This is a genomic window from Kitasatospora sp. NPDC058048, from assembly GCF_042885555.1.
Classification (GTDB): Bacteria; Actinomycetota; Actinomycetes; order Streptomycetales; family Streptomycetaceae; genus Kitasatospora; species Kitasatospora lactacystinica.
Genome location: NZ_JBHVRT010000032.1, coordinates 99,598 through 115,686, shown reverse-complemented (window position 1 = coordinate 115,686; position 16,089 = coordinate 99,598). Strand labels below are relative to the sequence as shown.

Below are 16,089 nucleotides of genomic sequence, written 5' to 3'. Positions count from 1 at the left end.
CCGGATGGGCCGCCCGGTCTGACCCCGCCACCGCCCCGGCGGCCCGGGGGAGCCCGCACCGGCTCCCCCGGGCCGCCGGTCCCGCTACTCGCGCGCCGCCGAGGTGGAGCTCATGTCCGCGTAGCGGTTCCCCGCCACCCGGCCGGCCACCGGCTCCAGCAGCGCCAGCTCCTCGGCGGTCAGCCGCAGCGTCGCCGCCGCGGTGTTCTCGGCGAGCCGGCCGCGCCTGCGGGTGCCCGGGATCGGCACGACGGCCAGCCCGTGCACCTCGGCCTGCTGGTGCACCCAGGCCAGTGCGACCTGGGCGAGCGTCACGCCGCGGGCCGCCGCAATCTTCCGCAGCGGGTCGAGCAGTTCGGCGTTGGCGGCCGCGTTGTCGCCGGTGTAGCGCGGGTGGGAACGGCGGTAGTCGTCCGCCGAGAGCTCCTTGGCGTCCTGGAAGGCGCCGGTCAGGAAGCCCCGCCCGAGCGGCGAGTACGGCACGAAGGCGACGCCCAGCTCCGCCGCGGCCGGGACCGCCGTGCGCTCGACGTCGCGGGCGAACACCGACCACTCGGACTGGAGCGCGGCGATCGGATGGATCGCGTGCGCCTCGCGCAGCTCCGCCCCGGTCACCTCGGACAGGCCGAGGTGGCGCACCTTGCCGGCCCGCACCAGCTCGGCCATGGCACCGACCGAGTCGGCCAGCGGCACGGCCGGGTCGCGGCGGTGCATGTAGTACAGGTCGATCACGTCCGTGCCGAGGCGGCGCAGCGAGGCGTCCACCGCGGTCCGGATGTACGCCGGGTCGTTGCTGATGCCGCGGACCGCGCCGTCCTCCTCGGAGCGCAGGATGGAGAACTTGGTGGCGAGCACCACCTGGTCCCGGTTGGCCCGGACGAAGGGGCCGATCAGCTCCTCGTTGCGGCCGGAGCCGTACATGTCGGCGGTGTCGAAGAGGGTGACACCGGTCGCCAGCGCGGCGTCCAGGGTGGCGAGCGCCTCGCCGGTGTCGGTGGGGCCGTAGAACTCGCTCATGCCCATGCAGCCGAGGCCCTGGACGCCCACCAGCGGGCCGCCGGTGCCGAGTTCGACGGTGGGAAGGACGGTCTGAGTCATGCGCTCTGCTCTTCCTCTACATGGATGTTCTGGCACGTGGCCGGGATACCGGCGCCACCGGCGACCTTCCCGGCATAGAGATCGATCTTGTAGTCGAGGACGGCGAGGGTGGCCTGGAGGTCCACGATCCGCTGTCGGACCTCCTCGCGCTGGGCCTCCAGGAGCAGCCGCCGCTCCCCGTAGGTCTGCTCGCCCTGGCGGGCCATGTCCACGTACTTGAGCATGTCCGCCACCGACATGCCGGTCAGCCGCAGCCGGCCCAGGAAGGCCAGCCGGTGCAGATCGGCGTCGGAATAGCGGCGCTGGCCGCCCGCCGCCCGGTCGACCGGGTCCAGCAGGCCGATCCGCTCGTACCAGCGCAGGGTGTGGGTGGTCAGCCCGCTCGCCGCGGCGACCTCGCTGATGGTGTGCCTCGGCCTCGGGTCCGGATCCCCGACGGGGCGGCTGAACACCTCGGAGCAGCTGCGCAGGTCGATCTCGATGCGTGCGGGTGCGGCCATCGCTCGTTTCCCCCTGTCCTGTACGACGTGAACGACGCTACCGAGTTGGAGTGCACTCCAAGCAAGCCCGACACCCGGGTGGCTCCACCACCACCTTCTCCGCGAAATTTCCCGGCGACTACAGTCGGATCCCATGGAGAGCTTGCGGATGATCGAGAACTGGCCGGTGCCCCATGCCGCGGCGGTGGTGGTCCGGGGGGCGGACGGCGCGGTCCTGGGCGCGCACGGGCCGCAGCAGCACCTGTTCCCGCTCGCCTCGGTGACCAAGCTGCTCACCTCGTACGCGGCGCTGGTCGCCGTCGAGGAGGGCGTCTTCGAGCTGGACGACCCGGCCGGTCCGGCCGGCTCGACCGTCCGCCACCTGCTCGCGCACACCTCCGGCCTGGGCTTCGACGAGCACCGGTTGTTCGCCGAGCCCGGCAACCGTCGGCTCTACTCCAACGCGGGCTTCGACGTGCTGGCCCGGACGCTGTCCGAGGCCGCCGGGATCGAGTTCTCCCGCTACGCCGCCGAGGCGGTGTTCGAGCCGCTGGGCATGACGGACACCCTGATCAACACCGCGCACAAGTCCCCGGCCGGCGCCGGCGGCCTGTCCACCGTCGCCGACCTCGCCCGGTTCGCCGCCGAGCTGCAGGCACCCAAGCTGCTGGACCCGTCCACGCTCCGGCAGGCCACCCGCGAGGTCGCCTTCCCCGGCACCAGCGGCGTGCTGCCCGGCTACGGCCACCAGCGCCCGAACGACTGGGGCCTCGGCTTCGAGATCCGCGACGGCAAGAGCCCGCACTGGACCGGCGCCGCCAACTCCCCCGGAACCTTCGGGCACTTCGGCCAGTCCGGCACCTTCCTGTGGGTCGACCCGCAGGCCGGCGCCGCCTGCGTCGCGCTCACCGACCGGGACTTCGGGCCGTGGGCGGTCGAGGCCTGGCCGGCCTTCTCCGACGCGGTGCTCGAAGAGCTCCCGAAGCGCTGAGCCGCTGGGGCGTGTCCGACCATTCGCCGCGCACCCGGCGGGAACTGTCGGACACGCCCCTACCCGTAGGAGACCGGCGAGTGCATCTCCCAGAGCAGGAGCTCGGCTCCGGTCTCCCCCGCCGCCGGGTCGGCGAAGGCCTCGCCGGTGATCCGCACGCTGTCGCCCGGAACCATCGAACGCCCGCCGCCCTTGGGTCCGGGGACGGTCCGGTAGCCCAGCGAGCCGGCGGTCAGGTGGGCGTACCGCCAGGGCGCCTCGGGCAGTGACGGCAGCGGCTGCCACGGCCCGGCGGTGGCCAGCCAGAGCGCGGCGTCGCCGCGGCGCAGCCGCAGGGCGTCCGTCCCGGCGTCCCGCTCCAGCCCGGAGGCGAGCAGCGTCAACCCGCCGTCCGCCGGTTCCACCTTGCGCAGGCCGTAGGCGGGGGGCGCGTCGAACTCGTCCGGCTGGAGCCACATCTGGACGAAGCGGACCGGCCCGGTGGCGCCGCCGACGTTGCGCTCGGTGTGGGTGACCCCGGAACCGGCGCTGAGGTGCTGGACCATCCCGGGTCGGACCACCCCGCTGTGGCCGTGCGAGTCCCGGTGGGCGAGCGCGCCCTCCAGCACCCAGGTGAGGATCTCGGTGTCGCGGTGCTTGTGCTCCTCGAATCCGGCGCCGGGGGCGAGGAGTTCCTCGTTGCACGCGAGCAGCGCCCCGAAGTGGGTGTTCTTCGGGTCGTAGTGGCCGGAGAAGGAGAACGCGTGCCTGGTCTCGACGCCCTCGGCCGGGACGGAGCGGTAGCGCTCGGCGGTGCGGCGCAGGTCGGCACGGGGGCGGTCGGGGGCTTCGGTCACGCACCCACCGTAGTGGCTGGGCCCACGGGTGTGACTCCTGCCACCGCGCCACCGTGCCGGGGGGGGTGTGCACGAGCAGTCACTCGCGTGAGGCAGTCTTGTCCTTGTGCCAGCCGCCTCCGCGAACTCCAAGAGCGAACCCAGTCCCAGCCCCGCACCCGACCCCGCCGGAAAGGGCCCGGCCGCCCGGTCGGCCCGTGACCGCCCCGGCCGTGCGGCGCCCCGCCTGACCGCCCAGGAGCGCAGAAACGCCGCCGAGCGCGCCGAGCGCCGGGCGGCGACGCTCAAGCGGCTGGAGAAGTCCTCCGGCAAGCTGGCCACCGCCGCGATCTCGCGGATGGACGACCAGCTCGGCTGGTACCGGCGGATGCCGCCGGAGCACCGCTCCTGGATCGGCCTGGTCGCCCAGGCCGGCATCGCCGCCTTCACCGAGTGGTACCGCCACCCCGACACCGCCCAGGCGATCTCCACCGACGTCTTCGGCACCGCTCCGCGCGAGCTGACCCGGGCGATCACCCTGCGCCAGACCGTCGAGCTGATCCGCACCACGATCGAGGTGATGGAGGAGGCCATCGAGGAGGTGGCCGCCCCCGGCGACGAGGCGGACATGCGCGAGTCGGTGCTGGTCTACGCCCGGGAGATCGCCTTCGCGACCGCCCAGGTGTACGCCCAGGCCGCCGAGGCGCGCGGCGCCTGGGACGCCCGGCTGGAGGCGCTGGTGGTCAACTCTCTGCTGTCCGGCGACGCCGACGAGGGTGTGCTCTCCCGCGCCGCCGCGCTCGGCTGGGGCCAGCCCAGCCAGGTCCGGGTGGTGATGGGCAGCGCGCCGGACGGCGACAGCGAGCTGGTGGTCGAGGCGATCCGCCGGGCCGCCCGGTACGCCAAGCTGAACGTGCTGACCGGGGTTCTGGGCAAGCGCCTGGTGGTCGTGGTCGGCGGCGAGAAGGAGCCGGTGCACGCGGCCCGGGCGCTGATCGGCCAGTTCGCGCCGGGCCCGGTGGTGGTCGGCCCGACCGTGCCCGACCTGCTCTCCGCGACCCGCTCGGCCCACGCCGCCGCGGCCGGCCTGCGGGCCTGCGCCGCCTGGCCGGACGCCCCCCGCCCGGTGCTGGCCGACGATCTGCTGCCCGAGCGGGCACTGGCCGGCGACCAGGCCGCGCGCCGTCAGCTGGTGGAGGAGATCTACACACCGCTGGACGAGGCCGGGTCCGCCCTGCTGGAGACCCTGAGCGTCTACCTGGAGCAGGCCTCCTCTCTGGAGGGCGCGGCCCGGATGCTCTTTGTCCACCCCAACACGGTGCGCTACCGGCTGCGACGTGTGACTGACGTCACGGGGTACGCCCCCTCCGACGTACGTTCGGCGTTCACCCTGCGGATCGCACTGGCCCTCGGCCGGTTGGGCGCCGTCGGGGAGCCCGGCTGAGCCGGAGTGTAGGAACCGCACAATCACGGATGGTTTTCTTCGTTACCGTCGCCTACCCGCCCCTGGGCGCCTGGCGAGAGAGGGTTGAACCGTGCTCGTAATCGTCGCCCCTGGACAGGGTGCTCAGTCCCCCGGTTTCCTCAGCCCCTGGCTGGAGCTCGACGGCGTCGCCGACCGCCTCCGCGGCTGGTCGGAGGTCGCCGGGCTCGACCTGGTGCACGCCGGTACCGAGGCGTCCGCCGAGGAGATCAAGGACACCGCCGTCGCCCAGCCGCTGCTGGTCGCGGCGGGTCTGGTGACCGCCCGGGAGCTGTTCCCGGACGAGGACGCCGCCCGCAAGCTGGTCGGTGCCGTGGCCGGTCACAGCGTCGGTGAGATCACCGCCGCCGCCGGCGCCGGGGTGCTCGGCGCCCACGACGCGCTGACCTTCGTGCGTGAGCGCGGCCGGGCCATGGCCGAGGCCGCCGCCGTCACCGAGACCGGCATGCTCGCCGTGCTCGGCGGCGATCCGGAGGAGGTCGCGGCGAAGCTGGCCGAGCACGGTCTGACCCCGGCCAACAACAACGGCGGCGGCCAGATCGTCGCCGCCGGCACGCTGGACCAGCTGGAGGCGCTGAAGGCGGACCCGCCGGCCCGCGCCAAGCTGATCGCCCTCAAGGTGGCCGGCGCCTTCCACACCGAGCACATGGCCCCGGGCGTCGAGCGGCTGGCCCAGCTGGCTCCGACGCTGACCGCGGCCGACCCGCTGGTCCGCTACGTCTCCAACAAGGACGGCGCGGTCGTGGACACCGGTGCCGAGGTGCTCGCGCGCCTGGTGTCGCAGGTCTCCAACCCCGTCCGCTGGGACCTCTGCATGGAGACCCTCGGGCAGCTGGGTGCGACGGCCGTGATCGAGCTGTCCCCCGCCGGCACCCTCACCGGACTGCTCAAGCGCAACCTCAAGGGTGTGGCCACGCTCGCCCTCAAGACCCCCGCCGATCTGGACAAGGCCCGCGAGCTCGTTGCGGAGCACGGCGGTCAGGAGCAGGAGACCCAGGCATGACCAAGCCCCAGATCCGTCCGGTGAGCGGCGCGCAGTACTCGCGCATCCTCGGCGTCGGCGGCTACCGCCCGGTCCGGGTGATCCCCAACTCCGAGGTCCTGGAGTGGATCGATTCCTCGGACGAGTGGATCCGCACCCGCAGCGGGATCGCCGAGCGCCGCTGGGCCGGCCCGGAGGAGTCCGTCGCCGAGATGTCGGTCCAGGCGGCCGGCAAGGCCATCGCCCAGGCCGGGATCTCCGCCGAGCAGATCGGCGGCGTGATCGTCTCGACCGTCTCGCACCTCAAGCAGACCCCCGCGATCGCCACCGAGATCTCCGAGCGGCTCGGCTGCGGCAACGCCCCGGCCTTCGACATCTCGGCCGCCTGTGCCGGCTTCGGCTACGGCCTGGGCCTGGCCGACGGCATGATCCGCGGCGGCAACGCCGAGTACGTGCTGGTCATCGGCGTCGAGCGGCTCAGCGACCTGACCGACCAGTCGGACCGCTCCACCGCCTTCATCTTCGGTGACGGCGCCGGCGCCGCGATCGTCGGCCCGTCGGACACCCCCGGCATCGGCAAGCTGATCTGGGGCTCGGACGGCTCGCAGGCCGACCTCATCACCCAGACCCAGGCCTGGGACACCGCCTTCGCCAAGTCCGACGCGATCAACGGCGCGGGCGAGGAGACCAAGTGGCCGGCCCTGAGGATGGACGGCCAGCCGGTCTTCCGCTGGGCGGTCTGGGAGATGGCCAAGGTGGCCCAGCAGGCGCTGGACGCCGCCGGGATCACCGCCGACCAGCTCGGCGCGTTCATCCCCCACCAGGCCAACATGCGGATCACGGATGCCATGATCAAGGCGCTCAAGCTGCCGGAGTCGGTACCCGTCGCCCGCGACATCGCCGAGACCGGCAATACTTCCGCGGCCTCCATCCCGCTGGCGATGGAACGCATGCTGGAGAGCGGTGAGGCCCACAGCGGGGACCTGGCCCTGATCATCGGGTTCGGGGCGGGTCTCGTGTACGCCGCAGCAGTCGTTACTCTCCCCTAGGCGCATTCGCCCAATTCACAAGCCTGTGCCCGGCCGCCGGCCGGACACGCTCAACACCGTAGAGGAGCAGCCAGTATGGCTACCCAGGAAGAGGTCCTGGAAGGTCTCGCCGAGATCGTCAACGAGATCGCCGGCATCCCGACCGAGGACGTCCAGCTCGACAAGTCCTTCACCGACGACCTGGACGTCGACTCGCTGTCCATGGTCGAGGTCGTCGTGGCCGCCGAGGAGCGCTTCGACGTCAAGATCCCGGACGACGAGGTCAAGAACCTGAAGACCGTCGGCGACGCGGTGAACTACATCCTCAACGCCTGATCGGTCGACCAGTTCGACTCGGCCAGCCCGTCCGGCGTCCCGTACGCCGGCGAAGGCTGACCGGTCGGCCGGGCTCGTCGAGCCTGGCCGACCCCGCCGGCCGGGACGCCCCCACTCGGGGCGCCCGGCCGGGCCCTTCCTCGGCACGCCGCCGACCCCCCGCACACGTGAGAGAAGAAGAAACCAGTGACCGCTGAAAACCGCACCGTGGTCGTCACGGGTATCGGCGCCTTCACGCCGCTGGGCGCCGACGCCGCCAGCACCTGGGAGAACCTGGTCGCCGGCAGGTCCGGCGTGGCGGCCCTGACCGAGGAGTGGGCCGAGGACCTGCCGGTGAAGATCGCGGCGAGGACCGCCGTCGAGCCGGGCGAGATCCTGCCCCGCCCGCTGGCCCGCAAGCTGGACCGCTCGGCCCAGTTCGCGCTGATCGCCGCCCGCGAGGCCTGGGCCGACGCCGGCTACGAGACCCCCGCCACCGACGAGTCCTCCAAGCTCGCCCCCGAGCGCCTGGGCGCCGTGATCGCCTCCGGCATCGGCGGCGTGACCACGCTCCTCGACCAGTACGACGTGCTGAAGGAGAAGGGCGCCCGCAAGGTCTCCCCGCACACCGTCCCGATGCTGATGCCCAACTCCCCGGCGGCCAACGTCGGTCTGGAGGTCGGCGCCCGCGCGGGCGTGCACACCCCCGTCTCCGCCTGTGCCTCCGGCGCCGAGGCGATCGGCTACGCGATCGAGATGATCCGTACCGGCCGCGCCGACGTCGTGGTGGCCGGCGGCACCGAGGCGGCGATCCACCCGCTGCCGATCGCCGCGTTCGCCAACATGATGGCGATGTCCAAGAAGAACGACGACCCGCAGCGCGCGTCCCGCCCCTACGACAAGGCCCGCGACGGCTTCGTCCTGGGCGAGGGTGCCGGCGTGGTCGTGCTGGAGTCGGTCGAGCACGCCGAGGCGCGCGGCGCCCGGATCTACTGCGAGGCCGTGGGCCAGGGCCTGTCCTCGGACGCCCACCACATCGCCCAGCCCGAGCCGACCGGCGCCGGCGTGGCCCGCGCGCTGGCCGACCTGTTCGAGCGCAACGAGCTGGACAAGGCCGAGATCGTGCACGTCAACGCGCACGCCACCTCGACCCCCCAGGGCGACACCGCCGAGCTGAAGGCGCTGCGCAAGGAGCTGGGCGACGACCTCGACCACATCGCGGTCTCGGCCACCAAGTCGATGACCGGACACCTGCTGGGCGGCGCCGGCGGCATCGAGACCGTCGCCACCGTGCTGGCGCTGTACCACCGGATCGCCCCGCCGACCATCAACGTGGACGAGCTGGACGACGACGTGGACGCCGACATCGTCCGCGACGAGGCCCGCAAGCTGCCCGAGGGCCGGATCGCCGCGCTGAACAACTCGTTCGGCTTCGGCGGCCACAACGTGGTGCTGGCCTTCCGCACCCGCTGACGCCCGTGACGAAGGGGCCGGCGCTCTCCTCGAGCGCCGGCCCCTTCGTCGTGTCCGTCCGGTCCGTGCGGGCCGGTCCGTGCCGGGCCCCGGTCCGTGCGGGGCGGCCTCAGACCACCTGGTGCAGCCAGCGCACCGGCGCGCCCTCGCCCGCGTACCGGAACGGCTCCAGCTCGTCGTCCCAGGGCTTGCCGAGCAGCCGGGCGATCTCGGCCTCCAGGTCGGCCCCCTCGCTGCGGGCGCGCAGCAGGACGGCGCGCAATCGGTCCTCGGGGATCAGGATGTCGCCGTGGATGCCCGTGACGGCGTGGAAGATGCCGAGCGAGGGCGTGCTGCTGTACCGCTCCCCCTCCGCCGTGGCGCAGGGCTCGCTGGTCACCTCGTACCGCATCAGCTGCCAGCCGCGCAGCGCGGAGGCGAGCTTCGAAGCCGTACCGGGCTCCCCCTGCCAGGAGAGCTCGGCACGCCAGTGCCCGGGTGCGGCCGGCTGGCGGATCCAGTCCAGGCTCACCCGCACACCGAGCACCCCCGCGACGGCCCACTCGACGTGCGGGCACAGCGCGCGGGGCGCGGTGTGGATGTACAGAACTCCACGTGTCGTCACCGGGACCTCCAGGCTGTGGACGAGGGTCGCCTTCCCCAGCTGCCTCGTGCCTGCAGTTGATCCGCAGTTACTCACGTTAGCCGACATTAAGCTACTAAATTGAGCAAAACGGACAGGCTTTCGCTCAATGCTAGTCGAATCCTCAACGAGGTCTACCCCTCGGCCGGATCTCTCCCCCGAACGGCCCCATCGCCGGCGGGACCACCGTACCGCGCGGCGCCGCAGGATGGATGACGCACTTTCGGATCCGGCCGGAATGCGGTAGTGCGGCCGCGCCGCCCGCGCCCGAGCGCGCACCGCCGATGCCCGACCGCCCCGCCGCCCGGTGCGGGCGACGGGGCGGTCCGGGGACCTGACGGAGCGTCAGCTGTCCAGGCGGACGACCATCTTGCCGGTGTTGACGCCGCGCAGCAGATCGAGGAAGGCCTCGGCGGCGTTCTCGAAACCGTCCACCACTGTCTCCTCGGTGCGCAGTTCACCGGACTTCAGCCAGCCGGCCACCTCCGCGACGAACTGCGGCTGGAGCCCGGCGTGGTCGCCCACCAGCATGCCCTCCAGGCGCAGCCGCTTGCCGATGGCGAGCGCGAGGTTGCGCGGGGCGGCGGGTGCGGCGGTGTCGTTGTACTGGGCGATGGCACCGCAGAGCACCGCGCGGCCGTGCACGTTCAGCGCGCCGATCGCGGCCTCCAGGTGGTCGCCGCCGACGTTGTCGAAGTAGAGGTCGATGCCGTCCGGGGCGGCCTCGGCGAGCTGCTCGGCGACCGGGGCGTCCTTGTAGTTGAAGGCCGCGTCGAAGCCGTACTCGTCCACCAGCCTGGCCACCTTCTGCGCCGAGCCGGCCGAACCGACCACCAGCGAGGCGCCCTTGAGCCTGGCGATCTGCCCGACCAGCGAGCCGACCGCGCCGGCCGCGCCGGAGACGAAGACCTTGTCGCCCTCCTTCAGGGCGCCGACGGCGAGCAGGCCGGCGTAGGCGGTCAGGCCGGGCATGCCGAGCACGCCGAGGTAGGCGGAGAGCGGGGCGGCGGCCGGGTCGACCTTGACCGCGCGCCCGGCGTCCAGGGTCGCGTACTCGCGCCAGCCGAGCCCGTGCAGCACCGCGTCGCCCGGGGCGAAGCCCTCGGCCCCGGAGGCGACGACGTAGCCGACCGCACCGCCGTCCATGGCCCGGCCCAGCTGGAACGGCGGGACGTACGACTTCACGTCGTTCATCCGGCCCCTCATGTACGGGTCCACCGAGAGGTAGGCGTTGCGGACCAGGATCTCGCCCGGGCCGGGGGTCCGGACCGGGGCCTCGACCAGGGCGAAGTCGGTCGGCACCGGCCAGCCCTGCGGGCGGGCGGCGAGGTGCCATTCACGGGCGGTCGCGGGGGCGGCGGCCTGCTCTGCCATGGGGGGCGCTCCTTGCGGTTCGGCTGCGGGTTCAGGTGTGGTTCAGGTGTGGTTTCGGCACCTGAAAGGTTGAGCAACTGAAGTAACGATGGGCATGAAAGGTTCACGTTGTCAACTTTTCAGGTAGACTGTCGACCATGGACACCCAGTCGATCCAGGACGCCGCGCCGCAGCCCGACGAGATCACCCGCGAGGTCGTCGACCTGATGGCCAACCTGGTCGCACTGTTCCACCGCGAGTACGAGGAGGCCGCCGCCGCCCGCTCGCTCACCGGCGCCCAGGCCAAGGTGCTCGCGCTGCTGCGGCGCGGCCCGATGCCGATGCGCCAGATCGCCCAGACGCTCAGCTGCGAGCCCTCCAACATCACCGGCATCGTCGACCGGCTCGAATCCCGCGGCTTCGTGACCCGCGAGGCCGACCGGCACGACCGCCGGGTCAAGCTGGTCGCCGCCACCGGCACCGGCTCGGCCGCCTCCGAGGAACTGCGCGAGTCGCTGAACTTCGCCCGCGAGCCACTGGCCGCGCTCGGCCCGGACGAGCGGACGGCGCTGCGCGACCTGCTCCGGCGGATGCTCGCGGGCGCCTCCGGCCCCGGCGCGTGACCAGCATCACAGGACCCGGGGGCCTTCCGCGGGCCCCAGGGGGGTAACCGAACAGCCTCCCGGAACGTCTAACGTTCGAACATCGAACGCGAGAGACCTGAAGACGGGGGGCACGGAGGATGAGCAGCAGTACGCGTCGGCGCCGCTACCTGCGGACCGCCATCGGCCTGGCCGCCGTACTGGTGCTGTCGGTCGTGGGCGCCGGAGCCTGGTTCTACCACCGGCTGGACAACAACATCACCACCTTCGACTCCGGCGGCGTCGCCACCGAGCGCCCGCCGGCCCCCGTCCCGGCCAGCCCGGGCGCCTCCGTCCCGGTCAACGTGCTGCTGCTCGGCTCGGACACCCGCGACGAGGGCAACGACTCGCTGGGCGGCGGCGACGAGGGCGTCGGCCACTCGGACACCGCGATCCTGGTGCACGTCTACGCCGACCACAAGCACGCCGTCGGCGTCTCGATCCCCCGCGACACCCTGGTCACCATCCCGTCCTGCAAGCTGCCGAACGGCACCTGGACGACGCCGAAGACCGACCAGATGTTCAACTCCGCCTTCACCGTGGGCCTCGCCGAGAAGGGCAACCCGGCCTGCACCCAGAACACCGTGGAGAAGCTCACCGGGCTGCGGATCGACCACACCGTCGTGGTCGACTTCAAGGGCGCGGCCGCGATGTCCGACGCCGTGGGCGGCGTGGAGGCCTGCGTGCCCAACGACGTCAACCAGTACGGCATACACCTCAAGAAGGGCCTCCAGAAGCTCTCCGGACAGTCCGCGGTGGACTACCTGCGGACGCGCCACGGGATCGGCGACAACTCCGACATCGGTCGGATGAAGCGTCAGCAGGCCTTCCTCTCCTCGATGATCAAGAAGGTCCAGGGCCAGGGCTTCTCACTGCCCACCCTGCTGCCGCTGGCCGACGCGGCCACCAAGTCGCTCACCGTGGACGAGGGGCTGGGCACCGCGATGAAGCTGGTGGACTTCGCCCGTTCGATCCAGGACATCAAGCTCTCCGACGTCTCCTTCGTCACCGCGCCCTGGCGCTTCGCCGGCGACCGAATACGGCTGGTGCAGCCGGACGCCGACGCCCTCTGGAAGCTGCTGCGCGAGGACCGCACCCTGGACGGGCAGAGCACCTCCGGGACGGGCCAGGTGACCGCCTCCCCCGGCGCCGACCCGGGCACCGCCCCCGGCACCCCGCTCGCCCCGCTCACCCCGGAGCAGAGCGCGGCGCCGATCACCGTGGTCAACGGGGTCGGCACGCCCGGCCTGGCCGGCTCCGGCGCCGAGACGCTCAAGGCGCGCGGCTTCCGCAACGTCGCGCTCGGCCAGAACACCCCCGGCCACCAGGCCACCCAGGTCTCCTACGACCCCGCGCTGAAGGCCACCGCCGACCAGGTCGTGGCGCTCTTCCCCGGCGCCAGGGCGGTCGAGGAGCCCGGCTCGGAGGCGATCACCGTCACCCTCGGCGCCGACTTCCGCGCGGCCGGCACCCGGATCGACACGGTGGCCGCCCCGAGTCCGGAGCCCGGTGCCCCGGCCGGTGCCGCGGCGGGAGCCACCCCCGGCAGCACCCCGGGCGGTGTCCCGAGCGGTGTGCCGGGCGGCGTCCCCACCGGCATAGCGGAGAACACCCGCAACGCCGACACCGACCCGTGCGCCAACCTGACCTTCGGCTGACCGGCCGACTGCCGACCGTGGGCCGCGGACCGTGGGCCACGAGCCGACCGGTCGCTACTGCGGGTCCGGCAGCCCGGTGACGACGGCGGTGAGGCGGGTGCCGCGGGGGAAGGCGCCCGCCCCCGCCAGGTCCGCCAGCGCGGCGAGCAGCTTGGCGACGTAACGGCGCTCCAGCGCGATCCCGTGGCGGCGCTCGAACCGCTCGGCGAAGTCGGCCAGCTCGGCCGGGACCCTGCCGTAGCCGCCGCCGTGGTGCCCGTGGTCGATCCGCCAGTTGCCGAACCCGCGCCCGTAGGCGGCCCGGTGCAGCCGGGCGACCTCCGCCTCCAGGTAGCCCTCGCCGCCGCGCAGCACGGCCACCCCGAGCGCCCGCGCGCCCGCCGGCAGACCGGCCGCGATACCGGCCAGGGTGCCGCCGGTGCCGACCGGGCAGCAGACCACGTCCCGCTCGCCGAGACCGGGCAGTTCGGCCGGGATCGCGGCCGCGCCGACGGCGGCCAGGGCGTTGGAGCCGCCCTCCGGGAGCACCAAGCAGCGGCCCCAGCGACGGAGCGGCGCGTCCGTGCCGTGCTCCCCCTCGGCCCGGCCGGTGGCCTCCCGGTACTCGGCCCGGGTCAGGAACTCCAGCCGCATCCCGGCCGCCTCGGCGGCCCGCAGGGACCAGTTGCGCGGCCGGTCGGCCAGTTCCTCGCCGCGCACCAGCCCGACGCTCTCCAGCCCGAGCGCCCCGGCGGCGGCCGCGACGGCCCGCAGGTGGGTCGAGTAGGCGCCGCCGAAGGTCAGCAGCCGGGTGTGGCCCTGCTCCACGGCGGCGGCCAGGTTGGGCGCCAGCTTGCGCCACTTGTTGCCGGGGACGGTCGGGTGCAGCAGGTCGTCCCGCTTCAGCCGCAGCTCCACCCCGGCCCGGGCGAAGGCCTCGTCGGCGCAGTCCACCAGCGGGGTCGGCAGCAGGGCGGGTTCGAGCATCCGGCCAGCTTACGGGCCCGGACGGCCGGGAGCCCGGCCGCCGGACGGGCGACCGGGCTCCGCGGCTCCGCGGACGGACCGTCACCCCCGTGGACGGTCCGTCAGCCCAGGGCCGCGCTCTCCGCGGCGTGGCCCGCCGTCCGCCAGGCCAGGGCGGTACCGAGCGCGCGCGGGACCGGGCCGGCCGCCGGGGCCAGCTTCGCGATCCGGCCGCGGTGCTCCCGGCGCTCCCTGGAGCCGAGCACCGTACGGAGCTTCCCCGCCGCCACCAGGGCGGTCAGCGCCGCGTCGGCCGGGTCGACCCGGCTGAACGGGCCCGTCAGCGCCCCGGCGACGCGGGCCTCCAGCGCCTTGCGGACCCCGGGGTCGTGCACGGTGACCAGGGTCACCGGGAACAGGCCGGCCACCCGGTGCGGCCGGAGGGTGATCAGGCCGGATTCCGCCAGGCCGTCCCGGACCCGGCGGATCGGCTGGTCGCGCCCGGTGCTCCTGGCGCGGCCGACCCACGAGCTCCAGCTGTGCGGCCGGGTGGCCCTGATCCGGCCCAACAGGTCGGCACTGTACGGGTCGAGGCCGTCCTCGGCGGCGCCGCCGCGGACCCGGGCGACGGCCTTGCGGCCCTCCTCGTACAGCAGGCCCCGGCGCAACAGCTCGGTCAGCGCCGCCGCCTGCAGCAGCAGGTTGAGCGAGGAGTGCTGGGTGGTCCGCCCGCGCCGCGGGTCGTGGGCGAGCAGGTACAGCTTCTCGGGCAGGTTGGCAGGCAGGTCCATCTCGTTCTCCCAGGATCTGGAGGATCTGCGGGTGGCCCGGGCCGCCGCGGTCAGTCCCCGCCGGGACCGCCGCTCTCCGGGTCCTCCTTGGGCGGGCGTCCGCGCCGGGGAAGCCGGGCCGCGCCGCCGGGCATCCGCCCCGCGTCGGTGAGGGCGCGGCGGAGCAGGAACTCGATCTGCGCGTTGGTGCTGCGCAGGTCGTCCGCGGCCCATCGGGCGAGCGCGTCGTGAACTGAAGGGTCCAGTCGCAACAGGAGCTTCTTCCGTTCCGTCGCCAAGGCCTCGCCTTACTGGTAGAGGGAGCCCGTGTTCACGACGGGCTGGGTGCCGCGGTCGCCGCAGAGCACCACCAGGAGGTTGCTCACCATGGCGGCCTTGCGCTCCTCGTCCAGCTCCACGACATCGCGTTCGGCGAGCCGTTCCAGCGCCTCCTCGACCATACCGACGGCGCCCTCGACGATCAGCCTGCGCGCCGCCACCACGGCCCCGGCCTGCTGACGCTGGAGCATCACCTGGGCGACCTCCGGAGCGTACGCGAGCCTGGTGATCCGGGACTCGACGACCCGCACCCCGGCCGCGGCGACCCGGGCGGAGATCTCGGCGGAGAGCTTGCGGGCGATCTCGTCCGCACCGTCGCGCAGCGACAACTGGCCCTCGTGGTGGGCGTCGTACGGGTAGCTGGTGGCGATGTGCCGCACGGCCGTCTCGGTCTGGATGGCGACGAAGTCGGCGTAGTCGTCCACCTCGAAGAGCGCCATCGCGGTGTCCTCGACCTGCCAGACCACCACGGCGGCGATCTCGATCGGGTTGCCGTCCGCGTCGTTGACCTTGGTGGTCTCGGTCTCGTGGTTGCGGATCCGCAGCGATATGTGCCGGCGGTTGGTGAACGGGTTCAGCCAGGTCAGGCCCTCGGCGCGGATGGTGCCCCGGTAGCGCCCGAGCAGCTGGACCACTCGGGCCTGACCGGGCGAGACCACCGTCAGCCCGAACGTCGTCAGCAGTGAGCCGAGCAGCAGCAGCGGCCCGGCGATCACCAGGGCGATGCCCAACCCGCTGGTCTTCGAGGACAGTTGGGCCGCGCCGGCGATGACCGAGCCGACCCCGGCGAGCAGGCCGAACAGTGCGCCGCAGAGCACCGGCAGGCCGGCCGCCCCGGTGATGACCCGTTCGGTGATCCTGGGGACCGGGAGGTCCAGCGCGGGGCCGTCCTCGACGGCGAAAGGCGGTGTGGTCATGGGAGCGACTCCTTCTGCGAGCATCCGCATCCGATGGCAAAGTGATATCACTTTTTTGCCGCACCGCGCCAGGGACCGGCGACGGGAACAGGGGAACGGACGGCCGCCCGGCGGCGACGGGAAGGGGGAAGGAACGGCCGCCGAGCGGCGGCGCACGACCGTCGGGGACGGCCCGGGCCG

General features: G+C 73.3%; 17 protein-coding genes. 8 read left to right on the top strand and 9 right to left on the bottom strand.

The window, feature by feature from the left end; genetic code table 11:
- Window positions 1-84 precede the first annotated feature (84 nt).
- A complete protein-coding gene (locus ACFVVA_RS29465) occupies window positions 85-1,098 on the bottom strand; it encodes an aldo/keto reductase (RefSeq protein ID WP_387693811.1) in 1,014 nt (337 codons plus the stop codon).
- Window positions 1,095-1,598 (bottom strand): MerR family transcriptional regulator, encoded by a 504-nt coding sequence (locus ACFVVA_RS29460; RefSeq protein ID WP_380358834.1) that lies wholly within the window; start codon window positions 1,596-1,598, stop codon window positions 1,095-1,097. The genes ACFVVA_RS29465 and ACFVVA_RS29460 overlap by 4 nt, the downstream gene beginning before the upstream one ends.
- 133 nt (window positions 1,599-1,731) lie before the next feature.
- Between ACFVVA_RS29460 and ACFVVA_RS29455 the strand changes: the two genes are divergently transcribed.
- Window positions 1,732-2,568 (top strand): serine hydrolase domain-containing protein, encoded by an 837-nt coding sequence (locus tag ACFVVA_RS29455; protein WP_387693810.1) that lies wholly within the window; start codon window positions 1,732-1,734, stop codon window positions 2,566-2,568.
- A gap of 59 nt (window positions 2,569-2,627) precedes the next feature.
- On the opposite strand, the gene ACFVVA_RS29450 is transcribed toward ACFVVA_RS29455, so the two are convergent.
- On the bottom strand, window positions 2,628-3,404 hold the full coding sequence (locus tag ACFVVA_RS29450) for a pirin family protein (protein WP_387693809.1): 777 nt from the start codon (window positions 3,402-3,404) through the stop codon (window positions 2,628-2,630).
- Window positions 3,405-3,630: 226 nt separating this feature from the next.
- On the opposite strand from ACFVVA_RS29450, the gene ACFVVA_RS29445 reads away from it, so the two are divergent.
- The 5 genes from ACFVVA_RS29445 (at window position 3,631) to fabF (ending at window position 8,664) form a co-directional block, all read left to right on the top strand.
- Complete coding sequence (locus ACFVVA_RS29445) at window positions 3,631-4,827, top strand: helix-turn-helix domain-containing protein (protein ID WP_359913095.1); 1,197 nt, start codon at window positions 3,631-3,633, stop codon at window positions 4,825-4,827.
- 91 nt (window positions 4,828-4,918) lie between these two features.
- On the top strand, window positions 4,919-5,869 hold the full coding sequence (locus ACFVVA_RS29440; protein WP_387693808.1) for an ACP S-malonyltransferase: 951 nt from the start codon (window positions 4,919-4,921) through the stop codon (window positions 5,867-5,869).
- Entirely contained in the window at window positions 5,866-6,897 is a 1,032-nt protein-coding gene (locus tag ACFVVA_RS29435; RefSeq protein WP_387693807.1) for a beta-ketoacyl-ACP synthase III, read from the top strand. The genes ACFVVA_RS29440 and ACFVVA_RS29435 overlap by 4 nt, the downstream gene beginning before the upstream one ends.
- Window positions 6,898-6,972: 75 nt before the next feature.
- On the top strand, window positions 6,973-7,212 hold the full coding sequence (locus tag ACFVVA_RS29430; RefSeq protein ID WP_224283099.1) for an acyl carrier protein: 240 nt from the start codon (window positions 6,973-6,975) through the stop codon (window positions 7,210-7,212).
- 186 nt (window positions 7,213-7,398) lie between these two features.
- On the top strand, window positions 7,399-8,664 hold the full coding sequence (gene fabF, locus ACFVVA_RS29425; protein WP_359913086.1) for a beta-ketoacyl-ACP synthase II: 1,266 nt from the start codon (window positions 7,399-7,401) through the stop codon (window positions 8,662-8,664).
- 109 nt (window positions 8,665-8,773) lie between these two features.
- Here fabF and ACFVVA_RS29420 read toward each other — a convergent pair whose 3' ends face one another.
- The gene (locus ACFVVA_RS29420) at window positions 8,774-9,268 is read right to left on the bottom strand and encodes a DUF3145 domain-containing protein (RefSeq protein ID WP_359913089.1); all 495 of its coding nucleotides are present in this window, start codon (window positions 9,266-9,268) and stop codon (window positions 8,774-8,776) included.
- 363 nt (window positions 9,269-9,631) lie between these two features.
- Window positions 9,632-10,660: an NADP-dependent oxidoreductase gene (locus ACFVVA_RS29415; protein ID WP_387693806.1), complete on the bottom strand. Its 1,029-nt coding sequence runs from the start codon at window positions 10,658-10,660 to the stop codon at window positions 9,632-9,634.
- 137 nt (window positions 10,661-10,797) lie between these two features.
- Between ACFVVA_RS29415 and ACFVVA_RS29410 the strand changes: the two genes are divergently transcribed.
- Together ACFVVA_RS29410 and ACFVVA_RS29405 are read left to right on the top strand one after the other, a co-directional pair.
- Window positions 10,798-11,262, top strand: a complete 465-nt coding sequence (locus ACFVVA_RS29410; protein ID WP_359915259.1) for a MarR family transcriptional regulator — start codon at window positions 10,798-10,800, stop codon at window positions 11,260-11,262.
- Between the two features lie 119 nt (window positions 11,263-11,381).
- Window positions 11,382-12,938: an LCP family protein gene (locus tag ACFVVA_RS29405; RefSeq protein WP_387693805.1), complete on the top strand. Its 1,557-nt coding sequence runs from the start codon at window positions 11,382-11,384 to the stop codon at window positions 12,936-12,938.
- Between the two features lie 54 nt (window positions 12,939-12,992).
- Here the strand turns inward: ACFVVA_RS29405 and ACFVVA_RS29400 are convergent, their stop codons facing one another.
- The 4 genes from ACFVVA_RS29400 to ACFVVA_RS29385 all read right to left on the bottom strand — a co-directional run bounded on the left by ACFVVA_RS29400 (window position 12,993) and on the right by ACFVVA_RS29385 (window position 15,909).
- On the bottom strand, window positions 12,993-13,904 hold the full coding sequence (locus tag ACFVVA_RS29400) for a 1-aminocyclopropane-1-carboxylate deaminase/D-cysteine desulfhydrase (RefSeq protein WP_380347962.1): 912 nt from the start codon (window positions 13,902-13,904) through the stop codon (window positions 12,993-12,995).
- 101 nt (window positions 13,905-14,005) lie between these two features.
- The gene (locus ACFVVA_RS29395) at window positions 14,006-14,674 is read right to left on the bottom strand and encodes a GPP34 family phosphoprotein (RefSeq protein WP_387693804.1); all 669 of its coding nucleotides are present in this window, start codon (window positions 14,672-14,674) and stop codon (window positions 14,006-14,008) included.
- 50 nt (window positions 14,675-14,724) lie between these two features.
- Window positions 14,725-14,952, bottom strand: a complete 228-nt coding sequence (locus ACFVVA_RS29390; protein ID WP_359915252.1) for a hypothetical protein — start codon at window positions 14,950-14,952, stop codon at window positions 14,725-14,727.
- A gap of 9 nt (window positions 14,953-14,961) precedes the next feature.
- Window positions 14,962-15,909, bottom strand: coding sequence for an SPFH domain-containing protein (locus tag ACFVVA_RS29385; RefSeq protein ID WP_387693803.1), 948 nt, complete (start codon window positions 15,907-15,909; stop codon window positions 14,962-14,964).
- Window positions 15,910-16,089: the final 180 nt, after the last annotated feature.